Raw genomic sequence first — 19043 nt, forward strand, 5'->3', positions numbered from 1 at the left:
CTTCTTGGATTTAAGTTAATCTTACACCTTAGAGTTCACTTCAAGTCAAGATGTTTTTATAAAATAAAGAGTAAAATGATATTAATCTTACTCTATTTTCCATAATAAAAACCATAGTATTAGTTATTCATATACATTTTAGGCATATCTTTATTGGCTCAAAGAATAAAAAAATACTTGAATTTAAGCCACTTTTTAAATTAATTGCTTTTTCTTATTGACTTGGAGCGCACTCCAGATTGTACAATGTAAAAGAATTGAGGTGTAGATATGTTGAAATTAATTGAACCAAAAATACAGATAGAGAAAAGCCGACAGCTATTTTCTAATCGCAACTTGCGTGACTTGATTGTTCCGCTGATTATCGAGCAGTTACTGATCTTACTTGTGGGCATTGCCGATACTTTGATGGTGAGTTATGCAGGAGAAGCCGCCGTTTCGGGCGTTTCGTTAGTCAATCAGTTAAATACGGTCTTTATTCTTGTTTTTACGGCGCTAGCTTCGGGAGGGGCTGTTGTCGCAAGTCAATACGTAGGGAATAAAGATAAAAAGAATGGGGTTTTAGCTTCCAGTCAGTTAGTGATGATCACCACATTCATTTCTATTATTTTAATGGGAGTGGCGATTATTTTTCGTCGAGAGCTGCTGACTTTGCTTTTTGGGCGTGTGGAAAGTGAAGTGATGCAAGCGTGTTTAACGTATTTAATTATTTCTGCGTTTTCTTTCCCAGCATTAGCTATTTACAACAGTTGTGCGGGATTATTTAGAAGTATGTCTAAAACAAAAACAATTATGTATGTATCCATTATTATGAACGTCATTAATGTTGTAGGAAACTTCATCGGGATTTTTGTTCTCCATGCCGGAGTTGCCGGAGTGGCTTATCCTTCATTGATTTCCAGAGTCATAGCCGCAGTTATTTTACTTGCAATATCTTTAAATAAAAACAATACGATTTATGTACGTATCAAAGATATCTTCAAATGGAGCCAAGAGATGATTCGACGCATTTTAAATATTGCCATTCCTAATGGAATTGAAAATGGGTTATTCCAGCTATCCAAAGTAGCACTGAGCAGTATTGTGGCGATGTTTGGAACCAGCCAAATTGCCGCTAATGGAGTCGCTCAAAGTTTTTGGTCGATGGCTGCACTCTTTTGTTTGGCAATGGGTCCTGCTTTTATTACCGTAATCGGACAATGTATGGGAGCCGGAGATGTTGAAGCAGCAGATTATTATATGAAGAAGCTATTAAGAATTACCTATCTTGGCGGGATCATTTGGAATATTGTTTTCTTTATAGTGACACCGTTGATTCTTCAACTTTACAGTTTATCAAGTGACACTATCTATATGATTATTATATTGTGTCTGATTCATAATCTCTTTAACGCTTTGCTATGTCCGATTGCTTCTTCCTTATCAAATGGACTTCGTGCCTGTGGGGACGTTAAATATACAATGTATACATCTATTTTTTCAACCGTTGTATGTCGTGTTATACTTTCCATCATCTTTGGTATTTGGATGAATTTAGGTGTAATCGGTATTGCTTTAGCGATGGTGGGAGATTGGGCAATCAAATCTGCACTAATCGCCAAAAGATACTATCAGGGAAAATGGAAACAGTTTAAAGTCATTTAAAAGCGAGAGGTATGGCAAAAGCCATACTTCTTTTTTATACATCTTATATAAAATATGCTAAAATGATATCGAGATAGTAAAAGAAAAGAGATGAGTTTAATGTCACAAACAACCAAAAGAGCCCTTGCAGCTTCATTAAAGCAGCTATTGATCCATAAACCGTTATCCAAGATTACGGTCACAGATATCACAGAAGACTGTGAAGTAAATCGTCATACTTTCTATTATCATTTTCAAGATATTTATGATTTAATAGATTGGATATATGAAACGGAAATGGAAAAAGTGATTGCTGACAATAAAACTTATGAAACATGGGCTGATGGTGTACGGGCATTGTTTCAATATGCTTTAGATAATAAAACATTTATCACCAATACTTACCACTCATTAAGCCGTAAAGATCTGATGCGTTTTTTAAACCAAACCACCTATCAGTTTTTAATAGATGTGGTAAACGAACAAGCACAAGGTATGAAAGTCGATCAAAAGCATAAAGAGTTTATCGCTAATTTTTATAAACATGCTTTTGTGGGCTTGGCATTGGAATGGATTGAAGGAAATATGAAGCGTAACCCTGATGAAATCATTCAGGATTTGACAACGTTGATTGAAGGAGATTTTCATAAAGCCCTGCTGCGTTTTGAAGAACGATAGACAACTCCATTGATTTGTCCAAAATTTAGACAATAATGAGCCAATGGTTAAAATTTAGCCATTGGCTTTTATCTGTCCATCGTTTTTATAAAACAGACAGATTATAATGTAAGCATATCAACAAGGAGGAATGTTATATGTATTACAGTAACGGAAATTACGAAGCTTTTGCTCGTCCACTAAAACCAGAAGGAGTGGATAAAAAATCGGCATATCTGATTGGTTCCGGATTGGCTTCTTTATCCGCTGCCTGCTTTTTAGTCAGAGATGGACAAATGAAAGGAGAGCATATTCATATCTTAGAAGAAATGGATTTGCCTGGTGGAGCCTGTGATGGTATTTACAACCCGGAAAAAGGATTCATTATCCGTGGCGGTCGTGAAATGGAAAACCATTTTGAATGTTTATGGGATTTATTTCACTCTATCCCCTCTATTGAAACTAAAGATGTTTCCGTTTTAGATGAATATTATTGGTTAAATAAAAAAGACCCTAACTACTCATTGATGCGAGCAACTTTCAATCGTGGTCAAGATGCTCATACCGATGGTAAGTTTGCATTATCCGATAAAGCAGCCATGAGTATCATGGAATTATTCATGACCCCTGATGAACAGCTTTATAATAAAACAATCACAGATGTTTTACATCCGGAATTTTTCAAATCGAATTTTTGGCTTTACTGGCAGACGATGTTTGCCTTTGAAACTTGGCATAGTGCCTTAGAAATGAAATTGTATATTCAGCGCTTCATTCATCATATTGGTGGTCTGCCTGATTTCAGCGCTCTTAAATTTACAAAGTATAATCAATATGAGTCCCTGATTTTGCCAATGATTAAATATCTGGAATCTCATCATGTTCAATTCCATTACAGCACTCAAGTGACAAATGTTGAATTTGAGTTTAAGGGTGCTAAAAAGTTGGCAAAACGTATTCTCTGCACACATCAGGGTGTTGAAGAATCCATTGATCTGACAGAAGATGATCTATTGTTTATTACGAATGGAAGCTGTACAGAAAACTCTTCTTTAGGAGATAATACCCATGCACCGATACAAAATACCAAAGAAGGAGATGGGGGCTGCTGGCAGTTATGGAAAAAGATTGCCGCTCAGCATCCAGACTTTGGTCATCCCGATAAATTCTGTGGCAATATCAAAGCAACAAATTGGGAATCTGCTACCGTCACTACATTGGATGACAAGATCCCACCTTATCTAGAAAAAATATGTAAACGTGATCCATTTTCAGGAAAAGTAGTAACGGGTGGTATTGTAACGGTGAAAGATTCTAACTGGCTGATGAGCTATACATTTAACCGTCAGCCTCATTTCAAAGCCCAGCCTAAAGAACAGTTAGTCGGATGGATTTACGGACTTTATACAGATGTCCCCGGAAACTTTATAAAAAAACCAATGCGTGAATGTACCGGTATTGAAATTTGTGAAGAATGGTTATATCATATGGGCGTTCCTGAAGATCAGATCTTAGACCTCGCTACGCATTCAGCCAGCACGATTCCATGCATGATGCCTTATATTACTGCTTTCTTTATGCCACGCGAAAAAGGGGATCGTCCAAATGTGGTTCCAACAGGCAGTGTGAACTTTGCATTTATCGGTCAGTTTGCCGAAACAATCCGAGATACGATCTTCACTACTGAATATTCTGTCCGAACCGGAATGGAAGCTGTGTATACATTACTTGACATTGATCGCGGTGTTCCCGAAGTATGGGGATCTTGTTATGACGTGAGAGATTTGTTAGATGCGACTTCAAAGATGATGGACGGTAAGAAATTAGATCAGATTTCTCTGCCATTCAAATATAAATTTGTTGGACGCAAAGCATTAAAAGAACTCCAAGGCACAATTATTGAAGAATTATTAGAACATTATCATCTGATATAAACAAAGAACAGGTCAAAAGCCTGTTCTTTTACTTTGAATAATGAATATGTGTGAGTTTCCTTTATTCTCACTCCATAAGCTGTAAAAGTCGTCTTTGTTTTGCTTACGACTGGTTTCTTGATAATGCTAAGCTAACACTTTTATTCATCATTCATTTTATTTTTTCTGTTTGTATATTTTTAATCCCTTCAGCGGATAACACACTATATCGGTGTCTATTTCTTATTTATAATGTCTTAAAATATAACCGTTGTCGTCAAACGCTGTTAACCTACTCTTTTCTATCTTTTAATAAGCTATTATAGGTCGTCCGATATTGTTCAAAGGATTTAGAGGCATCTACCCGCTTATCATAATGATTTTGACGATCCTCGTTAAACAGATTCGCATATAAAATATCCAATAGAAACAAGACACTTAAATTCATACTGAAGCTGCCTAAATTCTCAATCAGTTTTTCTCGGCTGGATACATATAAAATAGGATCGGCATATTGAAAAAGAGAGTTTTCTCCATAGGTTGTGATTGCCAACAAAGGGATATGACGGATCTTTAACTGTTTTGCAATTCTCAATAATGTTTCTGTTTCCCCCGAATAAGAGATTAATAAAAAAACACTCTTCTCGTTACAGTACTTACTGCGATAAAACATTTCATCGGCTTTCTCCTCAGTCATCACATTCTTTCCGATTTTAAGCATCTTATCTTTAAATGTCTGGGCTATATCTAACTGTACCCCCAATGAAAAAACATAGATAAAATCGGCATTCTTTAAAAGAGTAATCGCTGCCTGGAGCTGATCGTGATCAAGCAAAGTCAAGACATCTTCAATAATTTCATGATATAAAGTTCCCATTTTGTTAGCGATCACAATGTTTTTATCTTGATCATCAAAAGGGAAGTTTGGATCAATGTGTTCAAAATGGCTCGATAAATACTCCTGTTCCTTAAGATAAGCTTCTCTAAATTCATTATACCCTTGATAGCCGATTTTTTGAGTGAAGCGGACAATCGTCGACGGAACAGTAAACAATTTTTTAGCGATAAATCTGGCACTCTGTTTTTCAATATCTAATGAATGCTCTAAAAAATAATCAGCGAGTGTGACTTCTAAAGGAGAAAAACCTTTTTTTGATTTTAATATTTCCTCAATTAACATACTGATTTCCTCCTTGTTTCTCTGCTTTTATTTAAACATATATCCATTATGGAAGCAAGATTCCTGACTAAAACCGTGATTTTCATAAGCTATCCCTCACAAATTATCTTTTATCATATAAATTTACATAAAAATGTAGAATTTCATCAAAAAAATGATATAATAACAACGTTCAAGAATCAATAAAATAACACGGAGGAAAATTATGAAAAAAGTCTATGAAGGTAAAACTAAAGATGTTTATGAATTAGATAACGGAAATGTTATGCTGAAATTCAAAGATGATTGTACTGGTAAAGACGGTGTCTTTGATCCAGGTGAAAACTCAGTTGGATTAACTATTGATGGTATTGGAAAAGCAAACTTAGAAACGTCAATCCATTTCTTTGAAATCTTAAAAGACGCTGGAATCAAGACTCACTATGTTGAGGCAAACATTGACGAAGCAACAATGGAAGTTCTTCCTGCCAAAGTATTTGGTAAAGGTCTTGAAGTGATTTGCCGTTTGGTTGCAACAGGAAGTTTCATTCGTCGTTATGGGGATTATATTAAAGACGGAACACCTTTAGAAGGAGGTTACGTTGAAGCAACATTAAAAGATGATGACAGAGGAGATCCATTAATTACCAGCGAAGGTCTTGCAGCACTTGGAATCATGAGCGAAGAACAATTTGCGAGCATGAAAGATCAAACATTAAGAATCACAAAATTAGTAGCGGATGATCTTAAGAAAAAAGGTCTTGATCTTTATGACATTAAATTTGAATTTGGTTACAATAATGATGAAGTCATCTTAATTGATGAAATTGCATCTGGTAATATGCGTGTTTATAAAGACGGGAAAATCGTTGAGCCTGTAGACTTGACAAACATTATTTTAAATAAATAAATCAATAAAAATCTGCGAAAAACAATTCGCAGATTTTATTTTTGGCTAATGATTAGATAAATCGATGAAATCATAATCTCGGTTTCCAATGTTCAATGCCGCCGCAGCTTCTATTGTATGCACACCATTTCTTGATTCAATGCGTTCCAATAAATGTGGTTTCCCTGGGTCATTACTTGCATAAACCATATCTATACATGCCTGATCCAAGGCGACTGGATCTGTCGAACACAAAATACCGATATCTGCAATAGCAGGATCTTCTGCTTCTGCACAGCAATCACAGTCCACTGACATATTACACATGACATTGATATAAACAATGTTTTCTTTAAAGTAGCGGACAATCGATTCTGAAGCATCAGCCATGGATTCTAAAAATTCATTATGATCTGCACTCCAAATATGTTCAGCTACTCCTGCACCATGAATATGCGCTTTTCCATGGGAAAGAAATATTTTTTAAAGCACCGCCAAAACCTCCCATAGGATGTCCTTTAAAATGACTTAATACCAGCATAGAGTCATACTTTTTCATATGTTCTCCTACATAATTTACTTTAAGATGATGTCCGTTTTCTACCGGAAGTTCCATTTCGCCTTCTTCATCCATGATATCTACATCAGCAATATCCGTCCAGCCATGAAGCTTCATCGTTTCCCAGTGTTCTTTTGTCGTATTGCGTTTTCCTTCATATGCAGTATTGCATTCCACGATTGTTCCCTCTACATAATCAATGATCGGTTTCATAAACGAAGGACGAATAAAATTTTGATTGCCTACTTCACCGGAATGTACTTTCACTGCCACTTTTCCAGGCAGTTTAACACCCATTGCTTCATACATTGTGATCATCGCCTCCGGAGTAATCTGACGTGTAAAATAAACTTTTGATTTTTCCATTATCTTTTCTCCTTTTATAATCATGTTATCTTTTACATACAAATGCATTATAATATTAAAGTTAACTTTAATGTCAATCCCTCTTGATCAAAAAGTAAAAATCCTGTTTCACCCGGAAACAGGATCAAGAAACTTATCCACTGATAATAACCACCATGATCAATAGACAAGCTACTATTAATAACTTTCTTTTCACTTTATTCTCTCCCCACTGCACTGATTTCAGAAAAGTGTAAGCGCTTTTATAAAATATATTATAGCACAAAAGTCTGATTTGAAAAGTATTTTCAACTATTCTTCAAAAAGAATATTTTCAATGCAACAAAACAAGTGCAAACGTTTACATTTTATTGTATAATTATACTGTTATATAGGAGGAAAAATATGGAACATTTAAAATTAAAACCTTTCCCTAAAGATTTTCTTTGGGGAGCAAGTACTTCTGCTTATCAAGTAGAAGGCGCTTATGATGAAGACGGAAAAGGATTATCAACACAAGAAACAGCTCCTATTCCAGAAGGGACTACTGATTTTAAAGTAGCGAGTGATCATTATCATCATTATAAAGAAGATGTTGCTTTGATGGCAGAAATGGGATTTAAAGAATACCGTTTCTCAATTGCTTGGCCTAGAATTATTCCTGATGGAGATGGAAAAGTAAATCCAAAAGGTATTGAATTCTACAACAACTTGATCGATGAATTACTAAAATATAATATTACACCGGTCGTTACTTTGTACCATTTTGATTTGCCATTAGCTTTACAAGAAAAATACGGTGGATGGGCATCAAGACAATGTATCGCAGATTATGAAAGATATACACGTGTTTGTTTTGAAAACTTTGGCGACCGTGTCAAACATTGGCTGACTATTAACGAACAAAATATGATGGTCATCTTCTTCCCTTATCCAAGTGAAAAAGATAAATATCAAGCAAACCATCATATGCTGTTGGCACAGGCTAGAGCCATGATTGCTTGTCATGAATTAGTTAAAGACGGTAAAATTGCTCCTGCACCAAATATTACCTGCATTTATCCTGCTACTTCTTCACCAGAAGATACATTGGCAGCGATGGATTATGATCAATTAAGAAATCGTATGTACTTAGATACAGCAGTATTCGGTAAATATCCTGAAGCGTTCATGGAATATTTAACTCAACGCGGATGGGCCCCTACTTTTGAAGAGGGAGATGCTGAAACTTTAGCGAATGGAAAACCCGATTTCATTGCCTTTAACTATTATGGTGGTGGTACAGTGAAATATATTTCTGAAGAAGAAGCTAAAGTCGCTATTGAAAAAGCTAAAGGAAGTCAAGCTGAATTTATGATTGGATTAATGACAGAACCTGGTATTGCTCAGAATGTTCAGAACCCTAATCAAAAACAGACTTCATTAGGAATGGGAATTGACCCTGTAGGATTACGTGTTACTTTAAGACAATTATGGGAAAGATATCATTTACCATTATTAATCACTGAAAATGGATGTGGGGTCCCTGATAAATTAGAAGAAGGTGACAAGATTCATGATGATTACCGTATTGACTATTTAAGACAACATATCAAAGCGTGTCAGGAAGCTATCACAGATGGCGTTGACTTAATGGGATATTCTCCTTGGTCTGCCATTGACTTGATCTCTACACATCAAGGTTGTACAAAACGTTATGGTTTCATTTATGTGAATCGTGATGAATTTGATTTAAAAGATTTAAGAAGAATTCGTAAAGACTCATTCTTCTGGTATAAAAAAGTAATCGCTTCTAACGGAGCTGATTTAGAAGATTAAACTAACAATCAGGATTAATTTCTGCCTATTCGCAGAGGTTGATCCTTTTTTATTATTCATAATGTTAGTTTAAACTCACCCACCCATTCATCAAAGACAAGTTTTAACTTCAACAGATTTATAAACAGAATTTACAAAATTATCCTATTTCATTTATAAAAAAAAGAAAATGAACTAACAAGATTAGGGATATCCAACCTTGCAGTTCATTTAATTAAGTAATGACATTAAAACCATTCAGTTCCGTCTTTACGACGTAAAATCGTACGAACCCATTCTTCTAAATGATAACGATCGACAGTTCTAAATAAATAAGCATGGTTCCCCATTGCAGCAGCAAGCGAAGGAGCAATTTCTGTTTCTAAAAGCAGCTGATCTTTCATCATCGCAATAATTTCATCGTGAGTGTATGCGTAATCGATGCCATGGCGGCGTGATGCATAGCCAACATAATATTTCCTTTGCGGAACACTGAAACAGCGGTCAAAAACTAACATATCTGCCCATATCGAGTAAACATCTTCATCGTAGGCATAATTGATCATATCCGGCATATAAGCACCCGGTGCACGCATATTCACTTCTAATCCAATAAGATCACCTTTTTTACCTAATCCTTCTTTATCGCTGTCTAAACGGAAAAATTCAAAGTGAAAGAATCGGCTTCGTGTATCAAATGCTTTTACCACCTTTTCACCAATTATACGAATATCATTATCTTCCACAGATTGTGAGAAGAATGCCATGTCCGTCTCAAAATTGACCGTATCCATGATTGAATGAAGCATCACATGATTTGAACAGATCAAAATATTCTTATTAGAATCTGTAATCCCATCAAATGTTTCGACATGTCCGTTTACAAATTCTTCCATGATATATAGTGTATCATCTTTTGTAGCCAAAAAATAATCTAATTCTTCTCTGTTTTCCAGTTTATAGGTCTTGCTGGCACCTACCCCATTATCCGGCTTTACTACAATGGGATAACCTACTCGATCCGTAAAATCATAGGCATCTTCGTGACAATACAACAACTGATAACGGGCAACAGGTATCCCTGCTCGCCTATAGACATCCTTCATCTTGGATTTATATTTCATTTCCCCCATATGTTCAATCTTAGTTCCGGTATTGACATTAAAGTCACTGCGGAGTGTCGCTTCTAATTCCAGCCAATATTCATTTTCGGATTCGATCCAATCCAGTCTGCCATATTTGCTGATAAAGTAACCACAAGCACGATATACCGCTTCATAATCATCCAAATGATCCACACGATAATATTCAGTTAATGAAGCTTTTGTCTGTGCTGATAAATGATCGTAAACCTCATCTCCAATTCCTAATACATGAACACCTCTTTTTTTCAAACGATCACAGAAATTATAAAAATACGTTGGAAAATGCGGTGATATAAATACAACATTCATTTTATTCCCTCCCTTTTAAAAAGCTCCAAAGCATATGCTTTGGAGACATTTATTAACGATTTAAAAGATCATTAAACAATCTTTCATATGTTTTAGCACTCTTTTCCCAATCCAACTTTTCATTCATTGCATTCTCTACTAAGTGTTTCCATTGATCTTTTTGCTGATAAACTTGAAGTGCATAATCGATGATATCCATCATTTCATGAGCATTGTAATGCGCAAAGCTGAATCCGGTTCCAGTCATCAAATATTCATTATATGGCTGTACACTATCCTTTAATCCACCAGTTTCCCTAACAATCGGAATCGTTCCATAGCGCATAGACATCATCTGTGATAATCCGCATGGTTCAAATAAAGACGGCATCAAGAACATATCACAAGATCCATATATACGGCATGACAATCCAAAATCATATTTTAAATTGACAGATAATTTATCCGGATATTTTTTTGCCACATTTTCAAAAGCCTGTTCATACTGATAATCCCCGGCTCCTAAAATAACTAACTGTAAGTCACGTTTCATCATTTCATCTAAACGATTGATGATAAGATCAATTCCTTTTTGCCATGTCAAACGAGTGACAACCCCAATCAACGGAACCTCCGGATCTTCAACCAGTCCTAATTCTTTTTGCAAAGCGGCTTTATTTTCAGCCTTTAATTCGATGGTATCTACATCAAAGGATTGAATTAAATTGGGATCTGTTTTGGGATCATTGATCACATAATCGATACCATTTAAGATACCATAGAGATCATTCATACGAATACGCAGAATGTATTGAAGATCTTCTCCAAATTCATCTGTTAGAATTTCTTTTGCATACGTTGGAGAAACCGTCGTGATGATATCGCTGTAAAGAATAGCCGATTTCATCATATTAAAGCAGTCTCCATTACGTAAGTTTCCATTTTCATATAAGTAATCCGGCAATCCAAAAATAGAGTTAATAATCTTTGGATCTGCTTTCCCCTGATAAGCAATATTATGAATCGTAAAAACAATTTTAATATCATCATAATAAGGATGCATTGCATAACGTTCACGATATAACGGAGCAATCATCGCTGCCTGCCAGTCATGAAGATGCAGAATATCGACTTCTAGCTGAAGATGAGAAATCAATTCCAAAACTGCATAATCAAAGAAAGCAAATCTTTCATAGTCATCATCATAGCTGTACAAGCCCGGACGACCATAGTATTCTTCATTATCAATAAAATAGTAGGTGACATTGTCTCTGACACATTTAAAAACACCGCAATACTTTTTACGCCAACTGATATAAATATCATAATGGGTTACATATTCTAAATCTTCTGCCCCTTTCATATCTGCATATTTAGGTAAAACAACAATACATTCATGCCCTAATTTCTGCAAAGACTGTGGCAAGGAACCTAAAACATCGGCTAACCCACCTGATTTAATGAATGGTGTACATTCACTTGCTGCAAACAAGATATGCATTAAACAACATCCCCTTCTTTAACATAAAGCGGTGAATCTTTATCTCCAATCAATTCTTTATGCTTTTCTACACGTGCTTCTTTATCCAAAATAACGTTCTCTAAATGTGATCCTGCCGATACTTTGCATCCAGATAACAAGATACAGTTTTTCACAACTGCCCCTTTACCGATTTCAACGTTACGTCCGATAATACTTTCTTCAACTGTTCCATCAACAATCGTACCGTTAGCGATAAATGATTTTTTTACTTGAGCATTCTTTTTGTATTTTGAAGGCGGTGTATCGTTCGTATTAGTATAAATAGGCCAATTTGATTTAAAGACTTGACTGAATATATCTAAGTCTAAAAACTCCAAAGAATATTTATGATACGCTTCAATTGAATTTAAGCAACGAGCATATCCTTTATATTCATAAGCCATAATTTCACGTTCATCACACAGATACGCTAAAGTGTCACTTAAATTGAAGAACGCACTAATATTTTGTGCTTTTGTCAGCAGTTTCATTAATGTTTTTAAATTAATGACATACGTATCTAATGAAATATTTCTTTCTTTACGATTCCCTTTATTTTCTTTTACTTCTACAACACGTTTTGATTTAATATCCAAACAATGTTCACCAATGAAAGACTGATCCGCATTTTTAATGTGTTGATAAACCATCGTGATTTCTGCCCCTGTTTTTTCATGTTCTTCAATCACGTCCTGATAGTTCATCGTCGTGATGATATGTTCAGGTGCTATCACAACATAATCCGCTTTGCTTTTTTCCAAGAAAGCAATGTTTTCGATCATATTATTAATATCATGATTATAGTGAGGATTATTTGCATAGCGCTCATTATATAATAATGAAATCCCTCCTGATTTAGAGTTGAAATTCCAAGAATTTCCGAGTCCCATATGTTTGAATAATGATCTTGGTTTTTCTTTAATCAATACTCCGACATTATCAATATTCGAATTTGATAGATTAGATAAAACAAAATCAATGACACCATAACGTCCTAAAAAGCTTACAGATGCCACTGGGCGTCGTTCTGTTAATCCTTTAAAATCAATGTCTGAATGTAAATTTACGAGTCCTATAACTTTTGCCATTTTCTTTTACCCCCTATGCCTATTTATTCACCGAAACAAGTTCGACTTTTTTTGCTTCTTTATTAATGACTGAGTTAGCTTCGACTACGACCCCTTCATCAACAATTGCTTTATAGACTTCTGCCCCTTCTTCTATTAATACACCCGGCATTAACACAGAATCCACAACCTTCGCTCCGACTCCGATATGCACGCTGTCAAATAAAACCGAACCAGATACTTCTCCATCAACGATACATCCTTGAGTTACCATGGAATTTGTTACTTTTCCTTCAGAGCCAATAATTTGCGGATGGCTGGTTGTATCACTCGTATAAATCTTCCAATCCTTCTTTAAATTATAAAGATCTAATTCTTTATCAGCAAGTAAATCCATATTTGCCTGCCATAAGCTGTCTACTGTTCCAACATCTTTCCAATATCCATCAAATTCATAAGCATATAATTTTTTATGATCGTTTAGCATATTAGGAATAATATTCATCCCAAAGTCATGTTTACTGTTTTCATCTTTCGCATCTTCAATCAGGTATTTCTTTAATTCCTGATATGTAAAGATATAGATTCCCATTGAAGCTAAAGTAGATTTCGGTTTAGCTGGTTTTTCTTCAAATTCATAAATGGTTCCATCTTTATGGGCATTCATAATTCCAAAACGGCTGGCTTCTTCTAAACTGACATTTAATACTGCGATTGTACAATCCGCTGCTCTAGCTTTATGTGCTTCCAACATCAACGCATAATCCATTTTATAAATATGGTCTCCTGATAAAATCAATACATACTCCGGATCATACTGATCTAAAAAACTGATATTTTGATAGATCGCATCGGCTGTCCCTTCATACCAAGTTGCCCCTACTTCACCACGTTCACGTGCTGGCAGAATTGCTGCAGATGAGTTGGTTCCATCGAGTCCCCATTTAATCCCTGAACCTACATAAGACCCTAACAGTACAGATTCATATTGAGTCAGTACTCCAACGATATCAATCCCTGAATTTGCACAGTTGCTTAATGGAAAATCAATGATACGGTATTTCCCACCAAAATATACTGCCGGTTTAGCCACTTTAGCTGTCAGAGCTTCTAATCTGGTTCCTCTTCCTCCCGCTAAAATCATAGCTACTACTTCTCTACTCATTATTTTTACCCCCTTAAATTGTAAACGCTTTCTATACTTATAGAATACTACAAATGCGTATCTTTTTACACCCTTTTTATGTTTTTTTTATAATTATTTTTTTACAAAATTTTATTTATTCTAATTTGTAAATATAGGATAAATTATTTTATAAAATCTAAAATAACACAAGGCAAAAGTCATTTATAGGATACACACACATCTTTTATTCTATCTTGTGTTCAGTTCTAAATTTGTAGTTTCCTGTCGGTATCCGACTTCTTTCAAAAAGAATTTCTCATCATTAAAAATCTTTTTTCTAAAAAAGCAATTTCCGCTATTAAATTAAAAAACTGCCATAAGGGCAGTTTTATCGTTGTGCAATAATATAGACGGAAACCGGCTCGATTAAAAGATTGGAATATTCTTGTTTTATTGCATTTTCGGTAGTGATGATCACTTCATCTTTTGCACTTAAATTATAATAAGTAGATTCCCTCTTGGGATTAAAAATAACCTTAATTTGCTTAAATTCCCCTTGAGTCTGATAAACGGTATAGATCATGACTCCATTGCTTAAATGACAAATATTCACATTCTTTTCGATTTCTTCTTTGGTTGTATAACGAAAACCATTATTTTTACGTCTTAGTTTCAGTAAATTTTTAACGTAATATACCTGATCCATCATTTCATCTTTTCGATCCCAATCCACTTGATTGATATTATCAGGCGAATTAAATGAATTGTGTACTCCCATCTTGCTTCTGGCAAATTCCTGTCCACAATGAAGGAAAGGAATCCCTTGAGAAAGAATAACCGCCGTATTCAAGAGTTTTTGTCTTTTTAAACGTGTTTCTTCATCTTCATCCAATGTTTCTTTCAAATAGTCGTACATCGTAGCATTATCATGACATTCCACATAATTGATGGATTGTTCCGGATAGATGAATTTATGCTGATTGCTGATGACCGCCTGAGCTTCATCAAACAAATCAGTATTTCCGCTTAAATAACCTAACCGCACATGCTCATTAGTAAAGGTTGATCCTTTTAATACATCTCTGTACTGATCATTAAAAAAGCTGATATTTGGCATCTTTGCCTGATTATCCAGCATCGCTTTACGATCATCCGGCAGCATCGTATTCATGTTCCAGCCTTCACCATAAATCAAACAGTTAGGATCCTTGTTGTAAAGAACACGCTGAATTGTATTGATTGTTTCTATATCTAAAATCCCCATCAAATCAAAACGGAAACCATCCATGCCATATATTTTCTGCCAACGTTTACACATATCAACAATATATTTTCTCACCATAAAGCACTCGCTGTTAATATCATTAGAACAAAAAGAACCATTGGAAATATGTCCGAAATCATCATTTCTAAAATAATAATAAGGAACTAATCGCTCTAAACTGGAACTGTTGACATCATACACATGATTCACTACCATATCCATCGTCACTCGAAGCCCTGAAAGATGCAGTCGATTGACCATATCAATACATTCATTAATACGGCTGTAAGGATCGCTGATATCTGTACAGTAGCTTCCTTCTGGGACATTAATTTGACTTGGGTCATATCCCCAATTATAAAATAAATCGGGCTTAGTTTCTTCTATGGTGGCAAAGTCAAAAATCGGCATAAGCTGAACATGGGTGACACCTAAATCAATCAAATAGTCAAATCCGGCAATCTGATTATTTTTAGTTGTTAATCCTTTTTCCACCACACCTAAAAATTGACGGCGATATTTGCTTTTAATAGATTTTGAACTGGTAAAGTCACGAACACTGACTTCATAGATAACAGCATCCGTCTTTTGTTTTAAAGGAAAAGACATTTTTAAAATTTTATGGAACTTTTTCGGGTTTACCACAACGCTCTCTGCTCCGTTAGCAGTACTCGCATACGCATATGGATCGGTTGTCTTTAAACATTGATCCCCATTGCATGTCCAATATATATAGCGTGCCCCTTCCATATCTTTTTTGAGTACTACCTTATAAATTCCCTGCGTCTGTCTTTCCATATCAATCGTTTCCATTCGTCCATTTAACTGATACTGGAGCTTAACGGCATGAGAAGTCGGCGACCATACTTTAAACGTTGTTTCTTCTAGTGTATATGTCGGTCCTAGATCATCACCATCATAAGCAAAAAGATGATCAAACATCGGATCGTTGACAATCCCTCTTGTTTCTAAGGCACAGCTTAATCCATGATTATTTAAAATGGTAAAAGGTGTCCCCAAATATAAATTATCTACCATTAACTGATAGATGTGCCAATCATTTTCTTCATAATCATAAACGATTCGTGTTGAAGATAACTCCTGAGTTAGCATATTCTTCAAGTAAAACTGCTCAATAATTCCTCCATAATACTGTTTTGCGACATGAACATGAATCACATTAAAGCGTTCCAAATAGGCACTCATAAAGATCAGTGATTTTTCCATACTGCCTCCTATTATCAAAAACTTAGAATGGAGAGAGTCCTCCATTCTATATTTTTATTTTTTAACTGGCTGAATATGCCAGATTTCATCTGCATACTGCTTAATTGTTCGATCAGATGAGAAGAATCCTGATTTTGCGATATTGATTAAACACATTTTTGCCCATGCGGATTTGTCTAAATATCTCTTTTCAACATCTTGCTGTGCTTTAATATAAGAATCAAAATCAGCAAGCAAGAAATATTCATCATTATAATTCATTAATTCTTCAAATATAATTCTGAATTCTTCACGTGATGCACTCCAACTTCCATCAACTAAAGAATCCACCACAAATTTTAATTTTATATTATTATTGTAATAATCCCAAGCATTATACTGACCTGATTGACGTAAACTATCCACTTCTTTGGCTGTAAGTCCGAAAATCTCACAGTAGTCATCACCGACACGTTCATGAATTTCAACATTGGCTCCATCTAATGTTCCTAATGTTAAAGCTCCATTCATCATAAATTTCATGTTTCCCGTACCGCTCGCTTCTTTTCCGGCAGTTGAAATCTGTTCTGAGACATCTGCTGCCGGCATAATCATTTCCGCCAATGTCACACCATAATTTTCCAGGAAAACGACTTTTAGGTAATCAGATGTTTCCGGATCACTGTTCACGACATCAGCAACGCTGTTAATTAACTTAATTACTTTTTTCGCAAAGAAATAAGCCGGTGCTGCTTTTGCCCCAAAAATGAAAGTACGCGGATAAATTCTAAATTCCGGGTTGCGTTTCATTTCCTGATATAGATAAATGATATGCAGTACATTCAGCAGCTGACGTTTATAGGCATGCAGTCGCTTTACCTGAATGTCAAAGATAGAATCTACGTTTACAAGAATACCGTTATTTTTTTGAATATAACGTGCTAAGATTCTCTTGCGGTCACGTTTTACCTGCATGAAACGTTTTTGAATATCAGGATCATCCACATAAGCCATTAATTTTTCCAATTCATCAGGCTCTTTGATCCAATGGTCTCCAATCGTATCGTGCAGCAGTTCCTTTAATTGCGGATTGGCATAAGCCAGCCAACGACGATGCGTAATTCCATTTGTTTTATTGTTAAATTTAGTTGGATAAAGCTCCGCAAAAGCCTTCATCTCCTGATGAATTAAAATATCTGTATGCAAGCGAGCTACCCCATTCACACTAAAACTTCCGACAATCGCCAAATGTGCCATATGAACCTGTCCGTCTTTAATGATCAATACATGATTAAATACCTCGTCCGGATTTGACACATGTTCTTTTACATAACCGATAAAACGGCGATTAATTTCTTCAATCATCATATACACACGCGGCAATAAAGCACGCATAGTATCAATCGGCCATTTTTCCAATGCTTCTGATAGAATTGTATGGTTGGTATAAGCCATTGTATGAGAAACGATATCCCATGCATCTTCCCAATCATAATCATGTTCATCGATAAGCAGACGCATTAATTCGGGAATTGCTAATACCGGATGCGTATCATTAAGCTGAATGACATTCTTTTCATGGAAATTATCTAATGTCTTATAGGTTCTTAAGTGCGATTTAATCAATGCCTGCAATCCGGCAGAGACAAAGAAATATTGTTGTTTTAAACGCAAAGTACGTCCCGCTAAAGTAGAATCATCAGGATAAAGGTTCTGACAGATTTCATTCACTTCCTGAGAATACTGGCGGAAATCCTTATTTGTCGGAATATTGGTACTTACTTCAGCGTCCCATAAACGCAAGGTATTCGTGACTGTTGTCTCATTCCCGATAATAGGCATATCATACGGAACTGCACGAATACATTCTGCATCCACATGCTTAAAGCGTCCGGTGCTGTCATCCCAAATCACCTTTCCCCAAAAGCGGACATCTACCGCATGCTTAGGTTTTCTGATTTCCCACATATTCCCAATCGACATCCACTGATCGGGAATTTCCGTTTGATAGCCGTCAACAATTTTTTGTTTGAATAACCCATACTGGTAACGCAGAGTATTTCCATGCCCCGGCATTGATAAAGAGGCTAAGGAATCCATGAAACATGCCGCTAAACGTCCTAAACCACCATTCCCCAGACCGGGATCCGATTCTAATTCTTCCAGTTCATGAATATTAATATCCAGATCTGCTAAGCCTTCTTTTACAATATCATAAACACCTAAGTTCATCATATTATTAACCAGCAGTCTGCCAATTAAAAATTCCATCGAAAAGTAGGTCATCTGCTTTTGCTGGCTATCCTGAACTTCTTCTTTCGTTAAAGCCCAATTAATCGCCGCTTGATCGCGAATCAATTTTTCTAAGACCATGAATTTCTCGGTGATATGCGCCTCTTTTAAAGGACGACCATAGCCTTCAATAATTCTTTTTGTAAATTCAGTTTTAAATTCTTCTTTATTTTTAAACATCTTTATTTCCT

The 19043-nt window shown here is 35.6% G+C and carries 14 protein-coding genes; 5 read left to right on the forward strand and 9 right to left on the reverse strand.

Going from position 1 to position 19043, the window contains the following annotated elements:
- The first annotated feature begins 270 nt into the window (after window positions 1-270).
- From BN1225_RS09490 to BN1225_RS09500, 3 genes are all read left to right on the forward strand, one after another.
- Entirely contained in the window at window positions 271-1644 is a 1374-nt protein-coding gene (locus BN1225_RS09490; RefSeq protein ID WP_041139550.1) for an MATE family efflux transporter, read from the forward strand.
- Between the two features lie 90 nt (window positions 1645-1734).
- The gene (locus tag BN1225_RS09495; RefSeq protein ID WP_317621633.1) at window positions 1735-2301 is read left to right on the forward strand and encodes a TetR/AcrR family transcriptional regulator; all 567 of its coding nucleotides are present in this window, start codon (window positions 1735-1737) and stop codon (window positions 2299-2301) included.
- Between the two features lie 137 nt (window positions 2302-2438).
- Window positions 2439-4214: an oleate hydratase gene (locus tag BN1225_RS09500; protein ID WP_041139552.1), complete on the forward strand. Its 1776-nt coding sequence runs from the start codon at window positions 2439-2441 to the stop codon at window positions 4212-4214.
- 271 nt (window positions 4215-4485) lie between these two features.
- On the opposite strand, the gene BN1225_RS09505 is transcribed toward BN1225_RS09500, so the two are convergent.
- Entirely contained in the window at window positions 4486-5373 is an 888-nt protein-coding gene (locus BN1225_RS09505) for a MurR/RpiR family transcriptional regulator (RefSeq protein ID WP_041139553.1), read from the reverse strand.
- Between the two features lie 205 nt (window positions 5374-5578).
- On the opposite strand from BN1225_RS09505, the gene BN1225_RS09510 reads away from it, so the two are divergent.
- Window positions 5579-6262: a phosphoribosylaminoimidazolesuccinocarboxamide synthase gene (locus BN1225_RS09510; protein WP_041139554.1), complete on the forward strand. Its 684-nt coding sequence runs from the start codon at window positions 5579-5581 to the stop codon at window positions 6260-6262.
- Window positions 6263-6307: 45 nt separating this feature from the next.
- On the opposite strand, the gene BN1225_RS15115 is transcribed toward BN1225_RS09510, so the two are convergent.
- Entirely contained in the window at window positions 6308-6721 is a 414-nt protein-coding gene (locus tag BN1225_RS15115; protein WP_317621636.1) for a DUF362 domain-containing protein, read from the reverse strand.
- Entirely contained in the window at window positions 6672-7166 is a 495-nt protein-coding gene (locus BN1225_RS15120) for a DUF362 domain-containing protein (protein ID WP_317621634.1), read from the reverse strand. The genes BN1225_RS15115 and BN1225_RS15120 overlap by 50 nt, the downstream gene beginning before the upstream one ends.
- Window positions 7167-7550: 384 nt before the next feature.
- Here BN1225_RS15120 and BN1225_RS09520 point away from each other — a divergent pair, with 384 nt between their 5' ends.
- The gene (locus BN1225_RS09520; RefSeq protein WP_041139555.1) at window positions 7551-8963 is read left to right on the forward strand and encodes a glycoside hydrolase family 1 protein; all 1413 of its coding nucleotides are present in this window, start codon (window positions 7551-7553) and stop codon (window positions 8961-8963) included.
- Window positions 8964-9190: 227 nt separating this feature from the next.
- Here BN1225_RS09520 and BN1225_RS09525 read toward each other — a convergent pair whose 3' ends face one another.
- The 6 genes from BN1225_RS09525 to BN1225_RS09550 all read right to left on the reverse strand — a co-directional run bounded on the left by BN1225_RS09525 (window position 9191) and on the right by BN1225_RS09550 (window position 19032).
- A complete protein-coding gene (locus tag BN1225_RS09525) occupies window positions 9191-10396 on the reverse strand; it encodes an ATP-grasp domain-containing protein (protein ID WP_041139556.1) in 1206 nt (401 codons plus the stop codon).
- 52 nt (window positions 10397-10448) lie between these two features.
- Window positions 10449-11876 (reverse strand): glycogen synthase GlgA, encoded by a 1428-nt coding sequence (gene glgA / locus BN1225_RS09530; protein WP_041139557.1) that lies wholly within the window; start codon window positions 11874-11876, stop codon window positions 10449-10451.
- Window positions 11876-12985, reverse strand: a complete 1110-nt coding sequence (glgD, locus tag BN1225_RS09535; RefSeq protein WP_041139558.1) for a glucose-1-phosphate adenylyltransferase subunit GlgD — start codon at window positions 12983-12985, stop codon at window positions 11876-11878. Before glgD ends, glgA begins: the two co-directional genes overlap by 1 nt.
- Before the next feature lie 19 nt (window positions 12986-13004).
- A complete protein-coding gene (locus BN1225_RS09540) occupies window positions 13005-14129 on the reverse strand; it encodes a glucose-1-phosphate adenylyltransferase (RefSeq protein WP_041139559.1) in 1125 nt (374 codons plus the stop codon).
- Between the two features lie 349 nt (window positions 14130-14478).
- The gene (gene pulA / locus BN1225_RS09545) at window positions 14479-16581 is read right to left on the reverse strand and encodes a type I pullulanase (RefSeq protein WP_041139560.1); all 2103 of its coding nucleotides are present in this window, start codon (window positions 16579-16581) and stop codon (window positions 14479-14481) included.
- A 54-nt stretch (window positions 16582-16635) separates the two neighbouring features.
- Window positions 16636-19032: a glycogen/starch/alpha-glucan phosphorylase gene (locus tag BN1225_RS09550; RefSeq protein WP_041139561.1), complete on the reverse strand. Its 2397-nt coding sequence runs from the start codon at window positions 19030-19032 to the stop codon at window positions 16636-16638.
- Between the last annotated feature and the right edge of the window lie 11 nt (window positions 19033-19043).

The sequence above is a fragment of the Beduini massiliensis genome (assembly GCF_000829905.1).
GTDB classification, from domain to species: domain Bacteria; phylum Bacillota_I; class Bacilli_A; order Erysipelotrichales; family Coprobacillaceae; genus Beduini; species Beduini massiliensis.

Excerpts from the sequence above, each read along its gene's own strand:
- BN1225_RS09495 (WP_317621633.1), top strand. The coding sequence starts at position 1,735 with ATGAGTTTAATGTCACAAACAACCAAAAGAGCCCTTGCAGCTTCATTA.
- BN1225_RS09550 (WP_041139561.1), bottom strand. The coding sequence starts at position 19,032 with ATGTTTAAAAATAAAGAAGAATTTAAAACTGAATTTACAAAAAGAATT.
- glgA (WP_041139557.1), bottom strand. The coding sequence starts at position 11,876 with ATGCATATCTTGTTTGCAGCAAGTGAATGTACACCATTCATTAAATCA.
- pulA (WP_041139560.1), bottom strand. The coding sequence starts at position 16,581 with ATGGAAAAATCACTGATCTTTATGAGTGCCTATTTGGAACGCTTTAAT.
- BN1225_RS09525 (WP_041139556.1), bottom strand. The coding sequence starts at position 10,396 with ATGAATGTTGTATTTATATCACCGCATTTTCCAACGTATTTTTATAAT.
- BN1225_RS09540 (WP_041139559.1), bottom strand. The coding sequence starts at position 14,129 with ATGAGTAGAGAAGTAGTAGCTATGATTTTAGCGGGAGGAAGAGGAACC.
- BN1225_RS09490 (WP_041139550.1), top strand. The coding sequence starts at position 271 with ATGTTGAAATTAATTGAACCAAAAATACAGATAGAGAAAAGCCGACAG.
- BN1225_RS09510 (WP_041139554.1), top strand. The coding sequence starts at position 5,579 with ATGAAAAAAGTCTATGAAGGTAAAACTAAAGATGTTTATGAATTAGAT.
- BN1225_RS09520 (WP_041139555.1), top strand. The coding sequence starts at position 7,551 with ATGGAACATTTAAAATTAAAACCTTTCCCTAAAGATTTTCTTTGGGGA.
- glgD (WP_041139558.1), bottom strand. The coding sequence starts at position 12,985 with ATGGCAAAAGTTATAGGACTCGTAAATTTACATTCAGACATTGATTTT.
- BN1225_RS15120 (WP_317621634.1), bottom strand. The coding sequence starts at position 7,166 with ATGGAAAAATCAAAAGTTTATTTTACACGTCAGATTACTCCGGAGGCG.
- BN1225_RS09500 (WP_041139552.1), top strand. The coding sequence starts at position 2,439 with ATGTATTACAGTAACGGAAATTACGAAGCTTTTGCTCGTCCACTAAAA.
- BN1225_RS09505 (WP_041139553.1), bottom strand. The coding sequence starts at position 5,373 with ATGTTAATTGAGGAAATATTAAAATCAAAAAAAGGTTTTTCTCCTTTA.